This is a genomic window from Arenibacter nanhaiticus, from assembly GCF_900141935.1.
In the GTDB taxonomy this organism is placed as follows: Bacteria; Bacteroidota; Bacteroidia; order Flavobacteriales; family Flavobacteriaceae; genus Arenibacter; species Arenibacter nanhaiticus.
In genome coordinates this window covers 111,924-136,485 of record NZ_FQYX01000006.1, presented here as the reverse complement: position 1 = coordinate 136,485, position 24,562 = coordinate 111,924, and the positions used below count along the sequence as shown (strand labels likewise).

The window sequence follows — 24,562 nt, the reverse complement described above, 5'->3', positions numbered from 1 at the left end:
GTTTAAAATTTAATTGAAATATTAAGTTGATAATTTCTATTGGGCATAGGTCTGTACGCCACATTCTGATAATTTTTATTAAATAGATTGTTGATTTTCACCCCTATTTTACCGCTTATCACTTTATCTATTTCAAAGGAGCGACCAACTCCTATATTAGACAAGACATATCCCTGTAGAAAATCGCTATTATCAGAGGTTGTATACACCTGACCATTGTAGAGCAATTGATGGTACAACTCCCATGCTTTGTATTGATAGGCAATATTAGAGGTGATTTTATGGAAGGGCACATAAATGAGTTGCTTGTTAGTATCCTTGTCTACGGATTTGGAATAGGCGTATAGATTCTTCCACGATAATTGATGGATGTGCCATTGTTGGCGCAAATCTAAAGAAGCCTCCAAACCATAATTGTAAGCGTCTTTAATGTTCACAGGCATCCAATTACCGGCATCGTTAGGCTTCCATTGTATAAGATCTTCAGATATAATATAATATGCCGTGAGCCCTAACGTATATTTCTCACCTTTTATATGTTGTCCCAATTCTGCCTGGAAAGACGATTCGGGTGTAACCTCTTTATTGCCAATTGCTCCAGCACCTACCCAATACAAGTCATTAAAAGTAGGAATCCTATAGTTTTTAGAAGCATTTAAATTAATACTGTAACGATCAGAAACATCGTAATTTGTATCCATAGAAAACAGCAATGGGCTATCGTAATCATTGACCACCTCTTTTCGGATATTAACACCATAGCGAAATTTTTCACTTAGGTGATGGGTTAACAAAAATGTGCCCGAAAACATATTTCTATGCGCATTCTCTATATTGGTCCCTTCGGCAGAAATGACATTAAAATCTGCTATCCCATTAAATATAAAGTTGCCTACAGTATACTTGTAATCATAATTAAAGATCAGATTATTAGAGCTGCCATAACTAAAATCTGATTTTTCTTTATTGGGATAATAGCGGTACTTCTCATACAAATAGGCCAATTTCACTCTACTTATCTTATGCCCATTAAAATTCCCCCATTCTAAAAGAGAGCGAGAAGTAACATCTTTATAGTGGTCTTTTGCCGCTGCAGTTATGGTTCCGGAAAAGTCCCTATCTCCTATAAAAGTATTATGGTATAGCTTTAGCACCTTGGCTTTGGAAAGAAAATAACCCACGGTAGCCTTTACATCCAAGTTATTATAGGCCCCGTTTTCATTTTTCCTATCAGTGCCTAGATAATTATAATCATTTTCCGAAATTTTATAATTAGCCCCTAAACTCAAAGACCATTTATCGGTACCATAGGCAGTTTTGTAGGTTACATTTTTGGTCTGGAAACTTCCATATCCAAACACTAGCTGGTTATAGTAATGCTCCTGAAAAAGAAAGGTATCGTTTAGGTGCACACTTCCACCGATAGCCCCACTCCCAAATTGCACACTTCCTCCTCCACTTCTAACCACCACATCCTTATAATTTTGAGGACTAATGGTATTAAAATCGGTTTGCCCACTCAATTGTGAGTTTATATTGATCCCATTCCATACCACGGCGGTCTGGGAGGCATTGGTGCCTCTAAAGGAAGGGGAAGATATCATCCCATACCCATTTTCCTTAAAATAAATCGTAGAATTAAACTGCAAGAGATCTGTAAGGGAGGTTCCGTTGCGTTGAATAACGGAATCTTTAAGAACGGTAACCTTTATTCCATTGGAAAAGTGTAGCAATTTTACATCGCTTAAAATGACCTCCTCCAAAACAATGGTATTACCACTTTGGGCATTTAATGCCAAAACCTGAAAAACCATTAACACTACTAAAAACGTCTTGTTATTTGCCATATCCTTTAAAGCCTTTTTCCCGAAAGCTTGTAAATTTATGTTTTGAAAATGGCAGGTCTCCTGACTTGCTTCTTGCTACCAACCTTCCCATTTATGCGGCCCTTTAATATATAAGAGGACCTGGTTACTGAATTACATCAGCATACATAACACAAACAGTGGTTTTTGAGGATGTAGACAAGAGTTTGTAGTACTACAAACAAAGCTTACAGTTGCGGGAACAGTTCCGGATTTTAACCGGATTCCCATTTAATCCTATTATTAAAACAGATAGGAACCAAAATTCCGTGCAAAGTTAAACAATTTGTTTTATCTTTTTTGTCTCGCTCAAATAATACTACTTTTGACCGCTTAACCAATAACAATTTGCTTTGAAAAAGCTCCTTACTATTATCTTTCTTCTGTTTTTTTTGTCTTGTAAAGAGGAAAAAAAGCAACAGCTACCCAAATTAAACGAAACGGAAAAGGTTGTCATTGAATATGCCAAAGGTTTTAGCATAGCAAAAACTTCCGATGATATTACCGTTATCACCATAAATTCTCCTTGGCCTAATGCCGAGTCTTCTTATACCTATGCTTTGATTCCAAAAGCCAAACAAGCTTTCATTAGTTTGGATGCATCGGCCTATGATGCCATTATTGCCACTCCGATCGAAAGAATTATAGTGACCTCAACGACCCATATTCCCGCCTTGGAAGCTCTGGGCGTTCCCGATAAACTGGTAGGTTTCCCCAACACCAATTTTATTTCTTCCGAAGCTACCCGAGAATTAATTTCAAAAGGTCAGGTACAAGATTTAGGCAGCAACGAATCTATTAATACCGAAATGGTCATTGCCCTACAGCCAGAAGTAGTCATAGGTTTTGGCATCGATAATAAAAACAGTGCCTATAGCACCATTCAGCGCGCCAACATTCCCGTTGTCTACAACGGCGATTGGACCGAGGAAAGTCCGTTGGGAAAAAGCGAATGGATAAAGTTTTTTGCCCCTTTCTTTGACAAGGAAGCAAAAGCGGACACTATTTTCAACACCATAGAAACCTCGTATCAAGAAGCCAAGGAATTGGCAAAAAAAGCAACTTCCAAACCTACGGTACTCAGTGGCGGACTGTACAAAGATGTTTGGTATTTACCAGGTGGAAATAGCTGGATGGCACAGTTTTTTAAAGATGCCCAAGCTGACTATCTTTGGAAGGAAACCCGAGAAACCGGCAGTCTTTCCCTAAGCTGGGAAAGTGTTTTTAGCAAGGCCGAGAAGGCCGATTTCTGGATATCGCCCTCTATGCATACGACCTACGCCTCCATGGCAGAGGCTAGTTTGCATTACCAACAGTTTGATGCCTTTAAGAACAAAAACATTCACAGTTACACCTTAGCGACAGGGAGTACGGGCGGTCTATTGTTTTTTGAATTGGGGCCCAGCCGTCCGGATATTGTCCTAAAGGATTTTATTCATATTTTTCATCCAGAGTTATTACCCGACTATTTGCCAACTTTTTTCAAGCCCTTACAATAATTGAACGACCATAAAAAACATAAGGCTCCCTTTATAGTATTAGGCATAATTCTATTGCTATGCTTTGTTATCAATATAAGTCTTGGCTCGGTAAGCATTCCTTTTACAGATACCATGAAAATTATATTTGGTACAGAGGCAACCAACAATTCCTGGCAGTATATCATATGGAATTATAGAGTTCCAAAAGCCTTTGCTGCTATTTTGATCGGGAGCGGTTTGTCATTAAGCGGCTTGCTAATGCAGACCTTGTTTAGAAATCCACTTGCCGGCCCTTTTGTTTTGGGAATTAGTTCGGGGGCCAGCCTTGGCGCTGCGATACTGATCATGGGATCTTCTTTATTGGGCTCCCTATTTAGTCTTTCTTTTATCAACGATATTTCATTGGCCATAGCCTCGAGTATTGGTAGCTTTTTGGTGCTGTTTGCCGTAGTAATCGTAGCAGCAAGAGTAAAAGACACCATGGCCTTATTGATCATTGGCTTAATGTTCGGCAGTATTACGGGAGCTCTGGTTAGTGTACTCTCCTATTTTACCAATGCCGAAAAATTACAACAGTATATTTATTGGTCCTTTGGTTCTGTTGGTAATTTAACTTGGAATCAATTGTTAATGTTGCTGATAATAATTTTTGTTGGAACCCTTATAAGCATTCTATGTATAAAACCTTTGAACGCCTTTTTATTAGGCGAGAATTACGCTAGAAGTTTAGGAGTGAATTTAAAAAATTCGCGTTTTTTCATAATTATAGCTACAGGTTTACTGGCTGGCGGAATCACAGCCTTTGCTGGCCCCATTGCCTTTATAGGCTTGGCCGTTCCGCATCTTACCAGACAAATTTTCAATACTACAGATCATAGAATTTTACTACCCGCAGTATTGATTTATGGCGCTATATTAATGCTTTTATGCGATACAATTGCTCAAATGCCAAATTCTTCCAGTGTATTGCCCATAAATGCGATCACTTCTATTATAGGGGCACCCGTAGTTATTTGGTTATTACTTCGCAAACGAAAAATGATCTTTTAAGAATTGGAGTTCTTGACGAATGGACCACGAACCACAAGAATTTGGGAATACCGCAAGGCGGTTACCAAAAAACAAATATCTTAGCATCGTAAAATTTAAACCATCATCAACGCCCATACCCATCATATCGCCCTAAAAGTAGACGGATTACAAATCGGTTACTTTAGCAAAAAACAACGAACGGTTATTGCTAAGGATATTCATTTTTCGCTATCCCAAGGTGAAATGACTGCTATCGTTGGAATCAACGGCATTGGGAAGTCTACCCTTTTAAGAACCTTAGGAAAGGTACAACCACCATTATCTGGGGAAATCCTTGTTAACAAAAAACCTTTGGAACACTACACCCCTTTGGCACTTGCCTCGGAAATTAGTGTGGTGCTCACGGAACCCATAGCCTCTAAGAACCTAACCGTATTGGAATTAATCAGCCTTGGAAGACAGCCTTATACCAATTGGATAGGCTCTTTAGACGAGCAAGACCGACATAAGATAAAGGCGGCGATAAGCATGGTACAGCTAGAGGCGCTTCAGCATAAAAAATGTTACGAACTCAGTGATGGTCAATTACAAAAGGTAATGGTTGCCAGGGCCCTGGCCCAGGACACTTCTATTATATTGTTAGACGAGCCTACTTCGCATCTAGACCTGTATCACAAGGTGCATATTTTAAAATTGTTAAAACATATTGCCCACGAAACCAAAAAAACAATCCTTTATACTACTCACGAAATCGAGATTGCCATTCAATTATGCGATAAAATGCTAATTTTAGAGAAAGATAGGAGCAGTTTTGGAGAACCCTGCGAACTCATTCGCCAACAAAGTTTTGAAAGATTGTTTCCTTCGGACACTATTACGTTTGACCCCACTTCTGGATCTTTCAAAATTATTTAATCGATAATCCCCTTTGCCCACACAAATTATGTTCTCCTGGGTACTATAAGTTTGGAGATGTCATTTACGTAATACAAGCACTACAAATACGAACAGGGATTATACTCTTAATTAACTTCAATCTCTTATCTTTACAATAAAGAACCTATATTTAATGAACGATTTAACCATCATAATCATAGCGGGGCCCGTACTCCTCATCTTTGGATTTTTATTAGGCCAATACATTGAGAAACTCAAATCAAAGTCGAGTGAAAACACCTTGTTGGAAAGAATGGAACTCCTTAAAAGGACCACGGCCGATCTAACCCAAAAAATAGAACAACTCGAAGCTGATAAACTGTCCCTTAACACAGAGCGCGAACAACTAAATCTTCAAATTGCCCGTAATGAAACAGATTTGGAAAATTTGGATTTTAAGAATAGGGAGCAAAAATTAGAGGTTGAAAAATTACAAGAAAAATTCACTAAGGAATTTGAGAACCTAGCAAATAAGATCCTCGAAGAGAAGAGCAGCAAGTTTACCGAACAAAACCGAGAGAACATCAAAAACATTTTATCGCCCTTACAGGAAAGGATCCACCTTTTTGAAAAGAAGGTCGAGGACAGCCAAAAAGAAAGTGTCGGCATGCATTCTGCTTTAAAGGAGCAATTGGCCAACCTACAATCCCAAAACTTAAAAATCACCAAAGAGGCCGAAAATTTAACAAAAGCCTTAAAAGGAGACAGTAAAATGCAAGGGAATTGGGGAGAATTGGTACTAGAGCGTGTTTTAGAAAAATCGGGATTGGAAAAAGACAGAGAGTACACTGTACAACAAAGCTTTACCAGAACCGATGGCAGCAGGGTCTTGCCCGATGTGATCATTAACCTTCCAGACGGCAAAAAGATGATTGTAGATTCCAAGGTCTCCCTTACCGATTACGAACGTTATGTAAATGCCGAGGACGACCTAAAAGAGAAGTTCTTAAAAGACCACCTCAATTCCTTAAGGAGGCATGTAGACCAATTGTCGTCTAAAAAGTACGAAGATCTTTACGAGATGGAAAGTCCAGATTTTGTTTTGATGTTCGTACCTATAGAGCCTGCCTTTGCCATTGCCGTCAACAACGACAATTCCCTATACAACAAGGCTTTTGAACAAAACATTATTATTGTAACCCCTGCTACCCTATTAGCAACCTTGCGCACCATAGACAGCATGTGGAACAATGAAAAACAACAACGAAACGCTATAGAAATTGCCAGACAAGCGGGTGCCTTATACGATAAATTTGAAGGGTTTGTCGCTGACCTTACCAAGGTGGGCAAAAAAATGGATGAAGCCAAACAAGAATATAAAGGCGCCATGAATAAACTAGTCGAAGGAAGAGGTAATATTGTGGGAAGTATAGAAAAATTAAAGAAAATGGGTGCTAAGGCTAAAAAATCTATCCCCGAATCTATTCTAAAACGAGCACATGAGGAAGAAAGTGAGGCAGAAGAAACCTTATTTAAACTTTAAAACCCGTGATGTACAAAGAAAACATATGCCTTCAACAAACTTTTACACCCTTATAAGTTGATAAAAATATTTAGTTACACCATTTTAGCCTTACCACTAAACCTTATAGCTTATTATGTATTTATCCAGCATACCGTACAGCAGCGGTATCCTTTCAGGAGAACTCATTAAAACAAGCCATAAAGGCCTACTTATAAAAACATGGCAAGCGAAATAAGTCAAGGGATTTCTGGAGCCCAAATATTTTCAGTTTCGGTTTTAGTTGAAAAAAATGTTGCCAAAACACAAGAGTATCCAGGGAATTATGTTCGGGTGAAGTATCCCGAATATATTGGCAGTATATGCTGGCTGAGCGGCACAAAACACTTCATTAACGATATAGAAAAAGAAACTTCTCCTCACTATAAAGAATAAAATAATATGGAAAAAAAGTTTAAAACAGCTAAGGAATCACGTGTTTCCATTACCCAATTAATGCTTCCCTCCCACTCCAATTTTGGAGGCAAGGTTCACGGAGGCTACGTATTAAATTTAATGGATCAGATTGCCTTTGCATGTGCCTCTAAGCATTCCCAAAGTTATTGTGTAACAGCATCGGTAAACAAGGTAGATTTTATAAACCCTATAGAGGTAGGGGAATTGGTTACCTTAAAAGCTTCTATTAACTACACAGGAAGAACTTCTATGGTCGTGGGGGTCCGGGTAGAATCGGAGAATATCACTACAGGAAAAAAGAAACACTGCAATTCTTCTTACTTCACGATGGTAGCTAAGGACAATGAGGGCAAAAACATTCAAGTCCCTGGCCTATTGGTCACTGACAAGCAGGGTATCCGAAGGTTTTCGCGTAGTATACAGCGAAAAACCGAGGGTTTGACCAGGACTAATTTCTTTACGGAATCACAATTTAAAATGCCCGACAACATGGATTTTTTAGAAGCAGAAAATTTAAAAATAGCTATAGAAAACAATTAAGGCTCCTATCGCTACGGAAGCATTCCTCGGAAATCTTCAATTAAAAAACCCCAATCCCCTTAGTGTAGTTACTAGGAAATTGGGGTTTTAGAAGGTATGGGAATTATATAATTCCGGCCGCAGCCTCTTCGTCCAAGAACCATATAAGGTTATCGGTGGCAGGAGCTACTAGAGATGCAGGATATACGTGCGACCCTGGCTCTTCATTTATAATTTTAGTCACCTTTTCGGCTTTCCCTTTTCCGGTCACCAAAAAGGCTACTGTTTTGGCATTATTAATAACCTTACCTGTAAGGGTTATTCTGCGTTGTCCAGAATCTGGATGTACGGCCACCTCACAAAAATCTTCTGCATTCCAAAGTTCAATTTCATGAGGAAAAATAGAGGCTGTATGGCCATCATCACCCATCCCGAGAATCACAAGGTCAAACTGTGGGGTATTATTTACCATCGGTAATTTTTCGCCCAACAATTTGGCGTAGCGTTGGGCTTCCTCCGCAGGTTGGTCTTCCCCAAATACTCTGTGAATATTTTCCTGAGGTATATCGATCTTAGACAACAAATGGTCTACGGTCATCCTATAATTACTTTCGGCATCGGTAGGAGGAACACAACGTTCATCGCCCCAATAAAAATGTGCATTAGCCCAATTTACTCCTTTGTAATTGGCTGCCATAAAATCGAACACTTCCTTAGGGGTACTACCGCCAGACAAGGCAATATGAGCACTTCCGTTTGACTCGATCAACTCTTCTAAAAAATCCGAAAAGTTTTTGGCAACTTCCTTTTTGGAAGCAAAAATTTTAATTTCCATCTATATATTTTTACTTAATAACACAAAAACCTGGGTTGTCTACTAAACTTTCCGTTGGATTTCTCCATTTAAAATCACCTTCCAACAAATCATCGGCATTGGATGGTCCCCATACACCGGCAGAATACCCGTAGATATTTACATCCTTACCGTTTTCCCAATAATCCAAGATAGGATCTACAAAATCCCAAGCTGCCTCCACTTCATCGGCTCTGGCATAAAGGGTAGCATCTCCTTGCATGGCATCTAACAACAAACGTTCGTATGCTTCCATTACTACCGTTTCTCCTAAATCGGAATACGAAAAGTCTAAATGTGTTTGTTCTACTTTAAAACCTTGTCCTGGAACTTTAACCCCAAATTTCAATAAAATCCCTTCATCTGGCTGAATACGGATAATAAGTTTATTGTCCTTGTTCCCCATATCGGAATCCTTAAACACTTGGTGGTGAGGCGATTTAAAATGTACCACAACTTCGGTAACTTTGGTAGGCATTCTTTTTGCCGTACGCACATAGAACGGTACGTCTTTCCAACGCCAGTTGTCTACAAAGAACTTAATAGCGGCATAGGTCTCTGTTTTAGATTCCGGATTCACACCTTCTTCTTCCCTATAACCTTTTACTGTTTCGCCATCGATTTCCGATGCCAGGTACTGTGCTCTTATGGTGTTTTTAAATAGGGTTTCCTCATCACGCATAATACGCAGCGATTTTAAGGCCTTTACCTTTTCGTTCCTAATCTCTAATGCACTTGCATCTATCGGCGGCTCCATAACGATTAAGGAAACTATTTGCATCAAATGGTTTTGAAACATATCCCTTAAAGCACCAGAAGTATCGTAATATCCCCCTCTTTTTTCTACCCCACCACTTTCGGCATTGGTAATTTCAATATGGCTGATATAATTTCGGTTCCAAAGTGGCTCAAAAATACTATTGGAAAAACGTGTCACCAATAAGTTCTGTACCGTTTCTTTTCCTAAGTAATGATCTATTCTATAAATCTGGGATTCCTTAAAATATTTCTGAAGCCCACGGTTTAATTCTTTCGCCGTTCCCAAGCTATAACCGAAAGGTTTTTCGACAACGATACGCTTCCATCCCTTTTCTTCATTGTTCAATTCTTGATCTGAAAGGTTTTTCGCGATTACCTCATACAGACTAGGTGGAGTTGACAAATAAAAGATATAGTTATGGTCTGTCCTGTATTTATTATTAAGGTCAGAAATACGAGTGGCCAATTTACTGTATTCAAGATTGTAATCGGCCCCTAGATCTTCGTAAAAAAATTTTTCTGCCAAGGAGTTGATAAAGTCCAGGGATTCGCCCTTTTTCTTTTCTTCTAGGAATTTACTTTCTAAAACAACTTTTCTCCTAAACTCCCCATCTGTCATATTACTTCTACTAACACCCAAAACGACAAAATTCTCAGGAAGTTGATTCGCCTTGTATAAATTATATAAGGCAGGCACTAATTTTCTTGCTGTTAAATCACCCGATGCCCCAAATATAACGAGCATTTGATTTGTAGTTTTGTTCATATAATATGTAATTGAAAATTTTATACAATTAGCAAGGATTTTGTAACAATTGCCGTCAAAACCTTTTAATTGATTATTTTTGTTTTTTTTATTTTTCAGCTGCAAAGATAAAACAAAACTAGCTTATTCATTTATAAACAGAGACACTTAACAAAAGTAACTAAGTTTTGTTAGGTTTCTTTAAAACTAAAACATGGAAAATACATACGATTTTGGATTAATTGGCCTTGGGGTGATGGGTCGCAACTTTATTTTAAACGTAGCAGATAACCAATTCACTTCCATGGGTTATGACCTTGATCAGGAAAAAGTCAATGCCCTTATCGAAGAAGGAAAAGACACTAATAAAGTGAATGCCACTTCTGATATCAAAGAATTTGTAAATTCTTTATCCCAGCCAAGAAAGATCATGTTATTGGTTCCTGCAGGTAAAATTGTCGATACGGTAATCGAAAGTTTATTGCCTCATTTAGACAAAAACGATCTTATCATCGATGGTGGAAATTCCTTTTTTACGGATACCGATCGTCGAGAGGCTTATTTACAGGAAAAAGGCATCCACTTTTTTGGATCCGGTGTTTCTGGAGGCGCCAAAGGTGCTAGACGTGGCCCTAGTATTATGCCAGGAGGTAACAAAGAAGCTTACAAAGAAGTACAACCTATTTTTGAAGCAGTAGCTGCCAAGTTCAAAGGCGAGCCCTGTGTAGCATATTTAGGACCTAAATCTGCCGGAAACTATGTCAAGATGGTGCATAACGGAATAGAGTACGGCCTTATGCAGTTAACGTCAGAAATTTATGATCTCCTTAAAAAGGCAGGCAAGCTTACCAACGATGAGTTGCACGAAACTTTTGCCTCTTGGAACAAGGGAAGGCTACAATCTTTCTTGGTAGAGATTACTGCTGAAATATTCCAAAAACAAGACGACAAGACCGATGGTAGATTGGTTGACCAAATCCTTGATAAGGCCAAGCAAAAAGGTACCGGTAAATGGACTTCACAAAACGCTATGGATTTAGGCATTCCTGTTCCTAGTATTGATGTTGCGGTAAGCATGCGCGAAATCTCTGCTTTAAAAGAAGAGCGCGTAGCGGCCGAAGACCTTTACGGTCGTCCAACGCCAGAAGCTATTGACAAGAAAGCCTTGATTAAAATGGCCGAGGAAGCACTTTATTTTGCTTTTATAAACACCTACGCACAAGGGTTGCACCAATTAGCCTTTGCTTCTAAGGAATATGGTTACGAGCTAGATTTAGCCGTTATTGCCAAAATATGGAGAGCAGGTTGTATTATCCGTGCCGAATTGTTAGAAGACATTTCTAATGCCTATGCTGCGGATAAAGACTTAGTAAACCTATTGGTGGCGCCAAATTTTGTCACTGAAGTAAAAGCCACCTTGGGCGGCACTAGAGATGTAGTAGCATATGCCGCTAAAAACGGTATTCCTTTACCTGCACTCTCTAACTCATTGACTTATTTTGATGCCTATACCTCTGGAAGATTGCCGTTGAATCTTATTCAGGCACAAAGAGATCATTTTGGATCGCACACCTATGAGCGTACCGATATGGAAGGTATTTTCCATACCGAGTGGGAAGATTAATTTATATCACCTACCCGAAGTTTTTGGGATTATTATACAAAAGACTGTCTGTGAAGGCAGTCTTTTTTGTTGTAGGGTACTGGGAAATTTGAATTATAACGCAATTAAAAGACTCATTTGGCTCCTTTATATTCCCGTTTTTGTTGATTTACCGAGAAGTTTCGTCAAAATACTCCTTTCATTTTTATTTCAGGTACCAATCTTATTTAGGGCGTTCCCCTACGGGTCGCTCTTTCCGCTAAATCTTTTTTAGCCGGCCTTCCGCAAAAAAAGGATACCGCTGCAATAGCTAACGCTGAATTCAGTGAACATTTATCCATAAACAAGAGACCTGGATGAAAGAAAAGAGAGAAGAGAAAAAAGACTGTTAAATGACGAATTGGAGTGCCTGGGGAGAAAGGGTAAATTTCAATATTCAATTAGTCATAGGACCGCAACCGATTTGGACACTTCAACAATACAATTGTCTGAAATTGGAAAATTGGCAGAAAAATATTAGTTAGAAACACACAACATTTTCCAATTGTGGAATTTGGTGCCTTTAGAGCAATTCCAAAATCACCTACTTAATGCTATAATCATTAATAAAACCTATGATGAAATTGATGGCGGAAATGCCAAAAAATCCAACGGTCTTTCTGTGGAAGAAAGTCGCCCAAATTAGGCGTCTCTACAAACGTACCCTTGGGGCGTCCTTTAATACTAATAATTCCAGTAATATGTCGCCATCATAGGACTGTGCTGATGGGTAATAAAAATAATCCCTATTAATATGCCGCCCTGCTGGAATTTTGAAATTAATCGATTCAAGATAACATTGATTCATGTCCAAATTAAAGTGGTTCCCATAACACCCAATTTTCAAATTAACCCATTGGCACATTCAAATATTTTCCGTTTTCCCATTGCTAATTGTTTACTGCTTATTGTTCATTGATATGCGCGTTAGGGACCGCGGCGGCATCCCCGCAGCGGAGCCAGGGATATAGCCAAGGGCCCGCCCGACGAAGGAGGGAACGCCCAAAGTATTACACTAAAAAGAAGATGCTTTTAAAACTCCTTTTATCAATACATCAAACCAGATAGAGCGCTGATTTTCATAAGATAAGAGATCATAATAAAGATCTCAAAATGAAATTATAGACATCTATACCCTTCCACAGCGCCTCTGTAAACCCTTTAAAAAAAACATCCCTTCCATTTCCAAAAACATTGGAAACAAAAGGGATGTTATATACCTAAGGACTGTTTCTATCAGAAACCGCCCAGCAGGATTGTTTTACTTGCTCAAGTACATTTTACGTCTGGCGTACAGGTTGTAGAACTCATCGTCCTTAAGGCTGTCGATAAACAAAATACTCTCTCCGGTACTCTTCATTTCCGGCCCTAAGTTTTTGTTTACATTAGGGAACTTGTTAAATGAAAATACTGGCTGCTTGATGGCAAATCCTTCCAATTGAGGATTAAAGTTGAAATCTTTCACCTTTTTATCGCCCAACATTACTTTGGTAGCATAGTTTACATATGGCTCTTTATAGGCTTTTGCGATAAATGGTACCGTACGTGATGCTCTCGGGTTCGCCTCGATGATATATACCATATCATCTTTAATTGCGAACTGAATATTGATAAGTCCAACTGTATTTAAGGCCAGTGCAATTTTCTTGGTATGGTCCTTAATTTGCTGCATCACAAATTCCCCTAAGTTAAATGGTGGCAAGGTAGCATTGGAATCCCCAGAGTGAATTCCACATGGCTCTATATGCTCCATAATTCCGATGATATACACATCTTCTCCGTCGCAAATTGCATCTGCCTCGGCCTCAATGGCACCATCTAGGTAATGATCCAACAAGAGTTTGTTATTTGGAATCTTACGCAATAAGTCTACCACGTGCTCTTCCAACTCTTCTTTGTTGATCACAATTTTCATCCCTTGACCGCCCAAAACATAGGAAGGTCTTACCAACAATGGGAAATCTAGCTCATCTGAAAGTTCTAAGGCCTCCTCTGCTGTTTCTGCCACTCCAAATTGTGGGAATGGGATATTATTTTCTAACAAAAGGTTCGAGAAACTACCACGATCTTCGGCCAAATCAAGGGCTTTATAGCTGGTCCCAATAATCTTAATACCGTATTTATCTAGTTTTTCAGCAAGTTTCAGTGCGGTCTGTCCCCCTAACTGAACGATTACCCCTTCTGGTTTTTCGTGTCTGATGATGTCGTAAATATGCTCCCAGAATACAGGCTCAAAATACAACTTATCTGCGGTATCGAAATCTGTAGAAACCGTTTCGGGGTTACAGTTGATCATGATGGTTTCGTAACCACACTCTGCTGCTGCAAGTACCCCGTGAACACAACAATAATCGAATTCTATTCCCTGACCGATACGGTTAGGACCTGACCCTAATACTACGATTTTCTTTTTATCGCTGACAACGCTATCATTGGCCACATACTTTTCTCCTTGAGGAGTTTCTATCTCTGCCTCGAAAGTTGAGTAGTAGTACGGGGTCATTGCTTCAAATTCTGCCGCACAGGTATCTACCAATTTATAGACTCTGTTAATATTAAGCGATTCGCGTTTTTTATAAACTTCACTTTCATAACAGTCTAACATATGGGCAATTTGCCTATCAGCAAAACCTTTTTGCTTAGCCTCTAACAATAAGTCTTTGGTCAGGGTCTCTACAGTATATTTAGAAATCTCTTTTTCCAGGTGGTGTAGTTGTTCGTATTGCTTTAAGAACCACATATCTATTTTAGTGATATCGTGGATTCTACTTAGCGGAATTCCAATCTGGATAGCATCATAGATCACAAATACACGGTCCCAACTTGGGATGGTAAGTTTACTGATGATTTCATCATAATTGGTATATCCTTTACCATCGGCACCTAAACCGTTTCTTTTTATCTCCAAAGATTGAGTTGCCTTGTGCAAAGCTTCTTGGAAAGAACGACCGATTCCCATTACTTCCCCTACAGACTTCATCTGAAGACCTAAAGTCCTGTCCGATCCTTCGAATTTATCAAAGTTCCAACGTGGGATTTTTACGATCACGTAATCTAGGGTAGGCTCAAATAAAGCGGAAGTAGATTTAGTGATCTGGTTGCTTAACTCGTTCAGGCTGTACCCCATAGCCAATTTAGCGGCTACTTTAGCAATCGGATAACCAGTTGCTTTAGAAGCCAATGCTGAAGACCTAGAAACCCTTGGGTTAATCTCAATGGCGATAATATCTTCTTTTTCATCCGGACTAACTGCGAACTGCACGTTACATCCTCCTGCGAAATCACCGATACTACGCATCATTTTGATGGCCATATCACGCATCCTCTGGAAGGTACGGTCAGACAAGGTCATTGCTGGAGCTACTGTAATAGAATCCCCGGTATGGATCCCCATAGGGTCCATATTTTCGATGGTACAAATAATAACAACGTTATCATTTTTATCCCTCAACAATTCTAGTTCGTATTCTTTCCAGCCCATTAAGGCTTTATCTATCATCACCTCGTGAATAGGAGAAATCTCCAAACCACGACTAAGAAGTTCATCAAAATCTTCTGGTTTATAAACAATAGATGCTCCTGCCCCTCCTAGGGTATAGGAAGCTCTAATAACCAATGGGAAACCGAATTCCTGAGCAATTTCCTTCCCTTTTAAAAATGAAGTTGCGGTAGCCTGAGGCGCCATAGGGATCCCTATTTTAAGCATCAGTTCGCGGAACTTCTCCCTATCTTCGGTAATATTAATAGCATCGATATCGACACCTATAATTTCGACTCCATGATCTTCCCAAATTCCCTTTTCATCTGCCTCAATACAAAGGTTCAATGCGGTTTGACCACCCATTGTTGGTAGAACGGCATCAATATTAGGGTGCTTTTCCAGAATCTCTCTAATCGATTTGGTAGTCAACGGTTTCAAATAAACGTGATCGGCCATTGTCGGGTCGGTCATGATGGTAGCCGGATTACTGTTAATCAGTATCGTTTCTATCCCATCTTCTCGTAAAGAACGCAATGCTTGTGTACCTGAATAATCGAATTCACAAGCCTGACCAATTACAATTGGGCCAGAACCAATAATTAAAATAGAGTTTAAATCTTTTCTTTTGGGCATTTTTAATAAGTGTTTAAATATAAAAGCGAATTGGGCAAAAAAAAGGTGCTACTCTAAAAAAAGTAACACCTTAATATTTTAAACAAAAATAATGTCGACATTATTTCTTATGCTTCAGTTCAGAGGAGACCGATAATTTCTTTCTTCCCTTAGCTCTTCTTCTAGCTAGAACTTTCCTACCATTAGCAGTAGCCATACGTTCTCTGAAACCATGTTTGTTTTTTCTCTTTCTCTTAGATGGTTGAAATGTTCTTTTGCTCATCGTAGCGTATTTTTATAGTCTCCTTAAATTACTTTTTACAATCATTCTGAATTTGCTTGTCCCAACAAATTCCGGGTGCAAATATACAAAGAGTTTTTGCTTTGGCAAATGTAATTAAAAAAATATTTTTTTTAGAACAGCTCGACTGCCGACCGCTAGGTTTTTATTACTTTTGCATCGGTTTAAACCGAATCTCGACAATTACATGAAGTGCTCCCTTATTTTATTATTTTTAACCTTGTTCAACGCAACACTATTTGGACAAACTACTTTTGCGTACCAACTTGACAAAGGGGATGTTTTCACTATAAAACAACAGGCAAAACAGGTGATTACCCAAGAGTTGGACGGAGCCTCACACATCATCACCAATACCATTGATGGGATCCTGCAATTTAAAGTCTTAGGGGAAGAAAACAAAAACTATGTGGTTTCCCTAACTTTTAAGGATCTCAACTTAAAAATGACTTCGAGCATCCAGGGGGAATTAATGAACGTAAGAGCCAAGCAAATTAAGGAAGGAGACATACAATCCAGGGTTTTCCATACCATCCTTAACAATCCTATCAAATTAATTTTAGCCAAGAACGGCAATATTCTAGAGGTTCAAGGCGGCGATAGTTTGGTCAGCAAAATGGCCAAGGCCTCTGGCTTAAAAGACAAATTTTCCTTAAACATGATGAAAAAGTCTTTGCAAAAAGAATTCGGTTCGGAAGCATTATCGAACAGCTATAAGCAAATGACCTATATCTACCCCAACAATAAAATAAAAATACACGATCAATGGCAAAATACCTATTCTGGTACATTGACCTCTTCCAATACGTGGACCTTAATTGGTGTGACCAACAACAGAGCCAATATTAGTGGCAAGGCCAAGGTAAACATGGATGTAAAGGACCCGAGCACCAGCATGAAATTAAGTGGCACTCAGACTACCAAGGTCCAAACAGATATGTCCTCTGGTTTTATCGTCAAGATGGAAGTAAACGGAAAATCTTCAGGAACATCGACCATTGCACAAATGAGCGATCAGGAAATCCCTACCACAATAACCTCTAAAACTACGTACGAATTAATTAATTTATAAGTAAATATGTTCAACAAAAATTTAAAACTAGTCGTTGCAGGGCTAATTATTGCCTATGCCGTATTCCAATTTATAGAAGGCAATATCGGGAATGGAATATTCTTACTTTTACTCTCTTCTATTTTTATTTTTCTGTATTATAGAAATGAAATAATTCTTTTGGCCTTTTTAAAAATGCGCAAGCAGGACATGGAAGGAACAAAGAAATGGCTCGATAAAATCAAAAACCCAGACGCAGCACTTACGACAAAACAAAACGGCTACTATAATTACCTTAACGGAATTATATTTTCACAAACCAACTTGACCCAAGCCGAAAAATTCTTTAAGAAGGCATTAAAACTGGGTCTTAACATGGATTATGACGTAGCCATGGCGAAATTAAGCCTTGCTGGAATTGCCATGCAAAAGCGCCGTAAAAGAGAAGCTACCTTGCTTTTAAACGAGGCCAAGAAATTAGACAAACAAAATATGCTGGCTGATCAAATTAAAATGATGCAACAACAATTGAAAAAAATTTAAGCAAGAGAGGTCTTTTTCACAAATACCTTTTCTTGGGACTTCTAAAAGAATTCCAATTTTCATAAGCCGATATTTATTGTTTTTTAACGGTCATTTACAATTCACGTTCCTTCATTCGTGTTTTCGGCCATGCACATTTCATTATTACATAAAAAAAGCTCCGGTAACCTTTTACCAGAGCTTTTTTTTATTCACCTAATCCAACATCAATAAACTATTGCGTTCCTACAGCAACGGAGCCCAAAGTCTCCCAAACGACTCTTGAAGCTTTCTAACTATGCCACGGTTTTCCCAGCGCTCCAGAGTCATTTCTTCACTATCTTCTAGGTCTTGAACAAAAACTACACTCATTTGTTCATTAACCTCCCTATTATACACCAAAGCGTTTATTTCAAAGTTGATAGAAAAGCTCCTATAGTCTAGATTTGCGGTACCAATACTCGAAAACAAATCATCTATAACCATGGTTTTGGCATGTATAAACCCTTTTCGATACCTATAAATTTTAATCCCGGATCTTAGCGACTCTTCAATATATGAATCCGTGGCATATTGGGCCGCCCATGAATCTGATTTGTAAGGAATTAGAATACGGACATCGACGCCACTACGTGCAGCCGTTGACAATGCGGTTAAAATTTCACCGTTAGGCATAAAATAAGGAGAGGTTATAAAAACTTTTTCCTTTGCTGAGTTAATGGCACAAAAAATAGCTTCCATAATATTAGCCCAATCACTATCCGGACCGCTAGCGGCTATTTGTACGGCCACAGGGTTTTGAAATTTATTTTTGTCCTGAGGCAAATAACCATTTTTTATAGTGATCTCCTCTTTAGACACAAAGTTCCAGCTCAGCAAAAAGGAAGCCTGAAGTGCTCCAACAGCTCCTCCGGTTATTTTCAAGTGCGTGTCTCTCCAATAGCGGGCATTATCAAAGGAATTGTCGTATTTCTTACTCATATTAATTCCGCCTACATACCCAACATCCCCATCGACAACCACAATTTTCCTATGGTCTCTATAGTTTAATTTAGAGGTAGAATTAGAAAAAAGCACCGGTAAAAAGGGAAAATGAGCCACTTTGTTTTGTGTGAGCTTTGCTTTGCTCTTAGAAGACATATTGCTTCCTACATCGTCGTATATTAAACGAACCACCACCCCTTCTTGAGCTTTGCTACAGAGAATATCTATGATTTCGCTACCGAGCTCATCGTCAAAAATCACAAAATACTCTAGATGAATATGCTTTTTAGCATTTTTGAGATCGGCCTTTAAAGATTTAAACTTTTCTTCCCCGTTTAAAAGAACCTCTAGTTTATTATCAAAGGTCAGTACAGCCTTTTGATTGTTGTCAAGCAAACGATAAATCTTGGAAATACCTTCGCCAAATTCCGATTCGAACCTATCCTTTTCACTTTCACTTAAGCTTAAGGAGGTTGCCCATTCCCCAAGTCTTTCATTATCTAGGATATATTTTTTCTCAAAAATTTTATTTTTTCTGTAATCCTGTCCGAATAAATAATAGACCAGCAATCCTATAAAAGGCAAGACGGCCAAGGCAAAAATATACGATAAGGTTTTTACCGGATTCTTGTTTTTCAAAACAATAATCACAGCAAAAACAATAACCAACAAATAATTAACTCCTAATAGAACAGACCATATATGTTCTTTCCATAGCCCCATTAATTAGATATCTTATAGTAGCCTTTTTTAGGGATTTCCAGAATGTATTTTTTTTTGGAAGCATTGTTCAAGTGCGGCTCTCTAAGCCAAGGATTATGGCGTTTTAGAATCTTATAATTAATTCCATATTCCTTAGAAAAATCCGCGAAATTGGCCACTGGCCCTGATACCTCTACAGTAAAGGTAGGGACCTTGGTATACATATCTTCCTTATCTAAATGAAACCCGTATTTTTCAGGATCGGAAAGTATTTCTTTTATTGCCAAGATTCGAAACACATAACGCCCAGTTTCCTCCCCAAGCAACAAATCGTAATAGCCATCAACCTGCTGTACTCCCATATACCGTTGTATCCCTGCAGGTCCGGCATTATAAGCCGCCGCGGCGAGGGTCCAACTCCCAAATTTTTCCTTGGATTTTTTCAAATACTCACAAGCAACTTCTGTTGATTTTTCTATGTGGTATCTTTCATCCACATTGGCATTTACCTCTAAACCGTAATCCTTGGCCGTGCCCGGCATAATTTGCCAAAACCCTCTCGCCCCTGCTGGGGACACTACATTCTGCAACCCACTCTCGGCCACTGCCAAATATTTAAAATCGTCTGGAATGCCATTTTTAGCCAAAATAGGCTCTATGATCGGAAAATACTTGTTTGCCCTCTTCATCAAAAGCACAGCATTGGATTGCCAATAGGTATTTACCAAGAACTCACGATCTACACGCTCCATAATTTCAGGATCGTCAAAAGGAACCGCTTCTCCCGAGAAATTTAAATTTTCAGGAATTTCAATGGCCGTAATCCGATATCCTTCCTTTTCTACATCGTTTTTAGTAGTCTTTACAACTTCTGTCGACACAGAAGCGTCGTTGTTTTTTACAGCAAATATTAAACTGCTACCCACAAAAACAACTCCCAAAATCATTAAAATATTCTTTACTGCTTTCATAAAATTCATTTTTTTCATCCCTCTCTTTAGTTTGTCTGTCCTACTCTTATTTCCTTGCTTTTTTAGGGCAATTATTTTCCATTCCAAGATAATTATTATAGATCACCCTTTCCATACAAAGGATTTTTTTTTCAAAAAACCTCATTTAGCCATTTTTTATTGCAATATAATTTCTGGCAAGTGCTCGTTAAACCATTTTGCCCTATGGATAATCATCGTATGCGTACCATTCTTCACTTTCACACAATCGCGAATATATGTGATCGGAAAAACAGGATCTTTCTCTCCATGGATATGAACCACCTTATTGTCATATCCCTGCTGTTTCCAATTCACAATTTGATCAATAGACCAATCTAGGTAATATTTATCGCGAACGGACAAATATTGTTGATAAAGTTTTAAACGCTTTGTAGCTGTTTCGCCAAAGGCATATTTAGCCATTAACTCAATATTGTTCACCATACCTGTCGGCAGCAATTTATGAACTTTAGTGTATTTGGCAAAAATCATCCGCCTTGGAAGTTCGGAGGCCAGTTTTACACTTGAGATAATGATCACTTTTTTCACCGCAATATGTTTGGCCATTTCCTGAACCAATATCCCTCCAAAAGACACTCCCACCAAAACAGCATTGGGATGCTTTACAAGGGTATTCATCCTAACAGCATACTCTTCTAAACTTTCGTTCTTTTTTGGAATTTTCCATTCCAAAAAATGAAGTTCAAATACTTCCCCGGGCAAGCGTATATTTTCAAAAATGGAAGCATTGGCCGCCATTCCCGGCATGAAATAAACATGTATTTTATACTGATCCATAAGTATTTAGCCTCGTCTTTAAATAGGAATTATCCTTTTTATTCATTACCTTTGCCCTTGGTTTTCAGTCTGGCAATTTTTGACCTACTTTTTTAAAATGATTTATTGGATTAAACCCCGAGAACCTTTAGTCCAAATTTAATCAATATTTAAAATCAAAGAATATGAATCATATAGAAATCAAGAATAATGAATTCTTAAGACAATTCGAGTTCGAAATTAACGGACACCTCGCAAAAATTGAATACTCTTCCCAAGAACGCAAAGTTTTTTTAACAAAATTGGTTATTCCTGAAGAAATCACTGAAATAGGATTTAAGGAAGATTTTATTAAATGTGTTTTAAACCACCTCCAAGAAGAAAACTTGCGAATAGTACCTACCAGTCCGGAAATAGCAGGATTCCTTAGAAAAAACAGACAATACAAGGAAATGCTTCCTGTTGGGATCAGAATATAATCTCCTGAAGACTATTATTTTTGTCGACCCTTAATAAAAACGAAACATCGACCACCTTACCAAATAAAAAAAGAGACTGCCTTCAGAATTTAGACAACCTCTTATATATGTTCTGCACGACTTTTGTTTTGTTGTCGGGCTATTGTACTATTTAATTTACGACTGCCTTTTCCACCACCTTAAATCGGACCAAACCGTCCTCGGCAATCTCTGTAAGTTCTATTTCCTGCAATGTATTTACCAACCCTGGATCCCACGGCGCCTTAACTTTTACGTAATTTTCCGTGAACCCGTGAATATAACCTTCTTTATTCTCGCCTTCGTACAATACAGTTCTTCTAGACCCTAATTGACTTTCATAAAAGGCCCTTCTTTTCTTAACCGATAGGCCGCGAAGCATTTTACTTCTTTTATTTCTTACTTTCTGAGGCACTACCCCTTCCATGTCCGCTGCCACGGTATTATCTCTTTCAGAATAAGTAAAGACGTGTAAATAAGAAATGTCCAATTCATTTAAAAAATGATACGTTTCTAAAAACAATTCGTCGGTTTCTCCAGGAAAACCAACAATAACATCGACTCCTATACAAGCATGCGGCATTACCTCTTTAATTTTCTTCACCCTATCGATATACAGCTCCGTCAAATAACGTCTGCGCATAGCTTTTAAGACAATATCACTACCGCTTTGAAGGGGTATGTGAAAGTGTGGCACAAAGGAATTACTTTGCGCAACAAAATCTATGGTTTCATTTTTCAATAAATTTGGCTCAATAGAAGAAATTCTCAACCTATGGATCCCATCTACCTTATCCAAAGCTTTTACAAGATCTAGAAATGTATGTTCGTGTTTTTTATTACCGAACTCCCCTTTTCCATAATCGCCAATATTAACCCCCGTAAGCACAATTTCCTTAATCCCTTTCTGGGAGATTTCGGCGGCATTATTTAAAACGTTTTGCAAGGTATCACTTCTAGAGATTCCCCTTGCCAAAGGAATGGTACAGTAGGTACACTTATAATCGCAACCGTCCTGAACTTTTAGAAAAGCCCTGGTCCTATCGCCTATGGCATAACTACCTACGTAAAAATCGGCTTCCTGAATTTCACAGGAATGCACTTCGCCGTAATCGTTTTTAGTCAGGTCGTTGATATAATCGGTGATCTTAAATTTTTCAGTGGCTCCCAGCACCAAATCTACGCCATCTACAGCCGCCAACTCTTCTGGCTTTAACTGAGCATAGCACCCTATTGCCGCAACAAAAGCATTGGGATTTATTTTCTGGGCCTGTTTAACAATAGATTTGAATCGTTTATCAGCATTTTCTGTAACAGAACAAGTATTGATCACATACATATCTGCATTTTCCGAAAACTCGACACGCTCAAAACCCTCTTCTACAAAATCTCTTGCTATGGTAGATGTTTCTGAAAAATTCAGCTTACAGCCAAGAGTGTAAAATGCTACTTTCTTTTTATCCATGTTAAATATACTTGTCACGAATATCAACACCCAAGGGCGTTTGATTATTCTAGGCTCCTGAAACAGGACCTTTATAGTGTTTATACCTTACTTAGATTGCCAACCTAGGAAAGGCTCTTTTTTAAGAGTGCAAATATACCAATTATTTACATTCTAATAAAGCAGTAAAAAGAGCATGAAATTGTATTAAAAAACAACAATCATTCCTTTATGCAGTCTAGACCGATTTGGTTGTAGTTCTTAATTCCTATTGTATTTCCGCCATTCTGTAGTTTCCTCAAAAACATGCCTTAGAATACGCTCCTCTACTTCATCAAATTCTACTTCCCTTCTTGCCATCATTATTTTAGCGGTCACAAAAGCCTTTTCTAATTGATAGGTCGTAAAACCCGACGCATCTCCCCAACTAAAACTTGGAATAAAATGTGGCGGAAATCCGGTTCCATATACGTTAGCATTAACACCTATTACCGTCCCGGTATTAAACATGGTATTTATTCCGGCCATACTGTGATCGCCCATCATAAGCCCACAAAACTGGAGTCCGGTTGACACCATACTCTCGGTTTCATAATTCCACAATTTTACTTGGGAATAATTATTCTTAAGATTAGAGTTGTTGGCATCGGCTCCAATATTGCACCATTCTCCCAAGACCGAATTTCCCAGATACCCATCATGGCCTTTACTAGAATTCCCAAAGATAACAGAGTTACTAATTTCGCCACATACCTTTCCTTTAGGGCCAACCGTGGTGGGGCCGTAAATTTTCGAACCCATCTTCACCACCCCCTTCTCTCCGAGGGCAAATCCACCTCTTATCAGGTTCCCCTCCATCACTAGGGCATCTTTACCTATATAGATTGGTCCTTCCTGAGCATTTAAAACGCTGCACTCTACACTGGCACCTTCTTCCAAAAATATATTTTCGGGATTAAAAACTGTATTGGTCCTAGATATAGGCTGACTAACCCTATCCGCAGTCAGCAAATCAAAATCGGCTTGCAAGGCCTCTCCGTTCTTTGAAAAAATATCCCAGGTATTTTCTATACGCAACACCGGCCCATTATACTCAATAGCCGTGTAGGACGAAAAGTCTACTTCTTCCTGATTTTCCAAGGCGAAAAAAGCAACCACCTCCTCGTTCAAAAAAACAGCCTCGTTTTCTTGCAGTTCACTCACTAGAGACACCAATTCTTCATTAGGCAAAAATGAAGCATTGATAAGAACATTTTGCTCCATCTCTACCATGGGATATTTTTCGGACAGATACTCTTCCGTTATAGTGGTAATAGTATTGCCTAGGTATTTTTCCCATTTCTCGCGAATGGTCAAAATACCGACTCTAATATCGGCAACAGGCCTAGTATATGTAAAGGGCAATAAGGCTTCCCTTACGGCTCCATCGAAAAGAATATAATTCATACT

Annotated in this window: 20 protein-coding genes and 1 riboswitch; of the genes, 10 read left to right on the top strand and 10 right to left on the bottom strand. The window is 38.7% G+C overall.

The features are described from left to right. Positions 1–2: 2 nt before the first annotated feature. Positions 3–1,847 carry a TonB-dependent receptor gene (locus BUA16_RS05835; RefSeq protein WP_072763815.1) on the bottom strand — a complete coding sequence of 615 codons (1,845 nt, stop codon included), beginning with the start codon at positions 1,845–1,847 and terminating at the stop codon, positions 3–5. A gap of 33 nt (positions 1,848–1,880) precedes the next feature. Continuing rightward, positions 1,881–2,144, bottom strand: a riboswitch (cobalamin riboswitch). 74 nt (positions 2,145–2,218) lie between these two features. On the opposite strand from BUA16_RS05835, the gene BUA16_RS05830 reads away from it, so the two are divergent. The 6 genes from BUA16_RS05830 to BUA16_RS05805 all read left to right on the top strand — a co-directional run bounded on the left by BUA16_RS05830 (position 2,219) and on the right by BUA16_RS05805 (position 7,772). Next, on the top strand, positions 2,219–3,364 hold the full coding sequence (locus BUA16_RS05830; protein WP_072763727.1) for an ABC transporter substrate-binding protein: 1,146 nt from the start codon (positions 2,219–2,221) through the stop codon (positions 3,362–3,364). Beyond that, positions 3,365–4,396: a FecCD family ABC transporter permease gene (locus BUA16_RS05825; RefSeq protein ID WP_072763726.1), complete on the top strand. Its 1,032-nt coding sequence runs from the start codon at positions 3,365–3,367 to the stop codon at positions 4,394–4,396. It abuts the gene before it with no gap. Between the two features lie 105 nt (positions 4,397–4,501). Beyond that, a complete protein-coding gene (locus BUA16_RS05820) occupies positions 4,502–5,293 on the top strand; it encodes an ABC transporter ATP-binding protein (RefSeq protein ID WP_072763724.1) in 792 nt (263 codons plus the stop codon). A 154-nt stretch (positions 5,294–5,447) separates the two neighbouring features. Further along, a complete protein-coding gene (rmuC, locus tag BUA16_RS05815) occupies positions 5,448–6,797 on the top strand; it encodes a DNA recombination protein RmuC (protein ID WP_072763723.1) in 1,350 nt (449 codons plus the stop codon). Positions 6,798–6,998: 201 nt separating this feature from the next. Continuing rightward, positions 6,999–7,211 (top strand): hypothetical protein, encoded by a 213-nt coding sequence (locus BUA16_RS19140; RefSeq protein ID WP_317045386.1) that lies wholly within the window; start codon positions 6,999–7,001, stop codon positions 7,209–7,211. Between the two features lie 6 nt (positions 7,212–7,217). Beyond that, positions 7,218–7,772, top strand: coding sequence for an acyl-CoA thioesterase (locus BUA16_RS05805; protein WP_072763722.1), 555 nt, complete (start codon positions 7,218–7,220; stop codon positions 7,770–7,772). Between the two features lie 103 nt (positions 7,773–7,875). On the opposite strand, the gene pgl is transcribed toward BUA16_RS05805, so the two are convergent. Both pgl and zwf read right to left on the bottom strand, forming a co-directional pair. Further along, the gene (pgl, locus tag BUA16_RS05800; protein WP_072763720.1) at positions 7,876–8,586 is read right to left on the bottom strand and encodes a 6-phosphogluconolactonase; all 711 of its coding nucleotides are present in this window, start codon (positions 8,584–8,586) and stop codon (positions 7,876–7,878) included. A gap of 10 nt (positions 8,587–8,596) precedes the next feature. After that, positions 8,597–10,129: a glucose-6-phosphate dehydrogenase gene (gene zwf / locus BUA16_RS05795; RefSeq protein ID WP_072763813.1), complete on the bottom strand. Its 1,533-nt coding sequence runs from the start codon at positions 10,127–10,129 to the stop codon at positions 8,597–8,599. A gap of 193 nt (positions 10,130–10,322) precedes the next feature. On the opposite strand from zwf, the gene gndA reads away from it, so the two are divergent. After that, positions 10,323–11,732: an NADP-dependent phosphogluconate dehydrogenase gene (gene gndA / locus BUA16_RS05790; protein ID WP_072763718.1), complete on the top strand. Its 1,410-nt coding sequence runs from the start codon at positions 10,323–10,325 to the stop codon at positions 11,730–11,732. 1,279 nt (positions 11,733–13,011) lie between these two features. On the opposite strand, the gene carB is transcribed toward gndA, so the two are convergent. Both carB and rpmH read right to left on the bottom strand, forming a co-directional pair. Beyond that, positions 13,012–15,864 (bottom strand): carbamoyl-phosphate synthase large subunit, encoded by a 2,853-nt coding sequence (gene carB, locus BUA16_RS05785; protein WP_072763717.1) that lies wholly within the window; start codon positions 15,862–15,864, stop codon positions 13,012–13,014. A gap of 100 nt (positions 15,865–15,964) precedes the next feature. Continuing rightward, positions 15,965–16,126 carry a 50S ribosomal protein L34 gene (gene rpmH, locus BUA16_RS05780; RefSeq protein ID WP_026809253.1) on the bottom strand — a complete coding sequence of 54 codons (162 nt, stop codon included), beginning with the start codon at positions 16,124–16,126 and terminating at the stop codon, positions 15,965–15,967. A 205-nt stretch (positions 16,127–16,331) separates the two neighbouring features. Here rpmH and BUA16_RS05775 point away from each other — a divergent pair, with 205 nt between their 5' ends. Then, the gene (locus BUA16_RS05775) at positions 16,332–17,216 is read left to right on the top strand and encodes a DUF6263 family protein (RefSeq protein WP_072763716.1); all 885 of its coding nucleotides are present in this window, start codon (positions 16,332–16,334) and stop codon (positions 17,214–17,216) included. 6 nt (positions 17,217–17,222) lie between these two features. Continuing rightward, a complete protein-coding gene (locus BUA16_RS05770; RefSeq protein ID WP_072763714.1) occupies positions 17,223–17,738 on the top strand; it encodes a hypothetical protein in 516 nt (171 codons plus the stop codon). A gap of 225 nt (positions 17,739–17,963) precedes the next feature. Here BUA16_RS05770 and cls read toward each other — a convergent pair whose 3' ends face one another. The 3 genes from cls to BUA16_RS05755 form a co-directional block, all read right to left on the bottom strand. Next, complete coding sequence (gene cls / locus BUA16_RS05765) at positions 17,964–19,424, bottom strand: cardiolipin synthase (RefSeq protein ID WP_072763713.1); 1,461 nt, start codon at positions 19,422–19,424, stop codon at positions 17,964–17,966. Continuing rightward, positions 19,424–20,374: a lytic transglycosylase domain-containing protein gene (locus tag BUA16_RS05760; protein WP_072763811.1), complete on the bottom strand. Its 951-nt coding sequence runs from the start codon at positions 20,372–20,374 to the stop codon at positions 19,424–19,426. Before BUA16_RS05760 ends, cls begins: the two co-directional genes overlap by 1 nt. A 156-nt stretch (positions 20,375–20,530) precedes the next feature. Beyond that, on the bottom strand, positions 20,531–21,193 hold the full coding sequence (locus BUA16_RS05755) for an alpha/beta hydrolase (RefSeq protein WP_072763711.1): 663 nt from the start codon (positions 21,191–21,193) through the stop codon (positions 20,531–20,533). A 164-nt stretch (positions 21,194–21,357) separates the two neighbouring features. On the opposite strand from BUA16_RS05755, the gene BUA16_RS05750 reads away from it, so the two are divergent. Then, positions 21,358–21,651 (top strand): N-acetyltransferase, encoded by a 294-nt coding sequence (locus BUA16_RS05750; protein WP_072763710.1) that lies wholly within the window; start codon positions 21,358–21,360, stop codon positions 21,649–21,651. Between the two features lie 151 nt (positions 21,652–21,802). Here BUA16_RS05750 and mtaB read toward each other — a convergent pair whose 3' ends face one another. Together mtaB and BUA16_RS05740 are read right to left on the bottom strand one after the other, a co-directional pair. After that, positions 21,803–23,134, bottom strand: coding sequence for a tRNA (N(6)-L-threonylcarbamoyladenosine(37)-C(2))-methylthiotransferase MtaB (gene mtaB / locus BUA16_RS05745; RefSeq protein WP_072763708.1), 1,332 nt, complete (start codon positions 23,132–23,134; stop codon positions 21,803–21,805). 240 nt (positions 23,135–23,374) lie between these two features. Beyond that, entirely contained in the window at positions 23,375–24,559 is a 1,185-nt protein-coding gene (locus BUA16_RS05740; RefSeq protein WP_072763707.1) for a GlmU family protein, read from the bottom strand. Between the last annotated feature and the right edge of the window lie 3 nt (positions 24,560–24,562).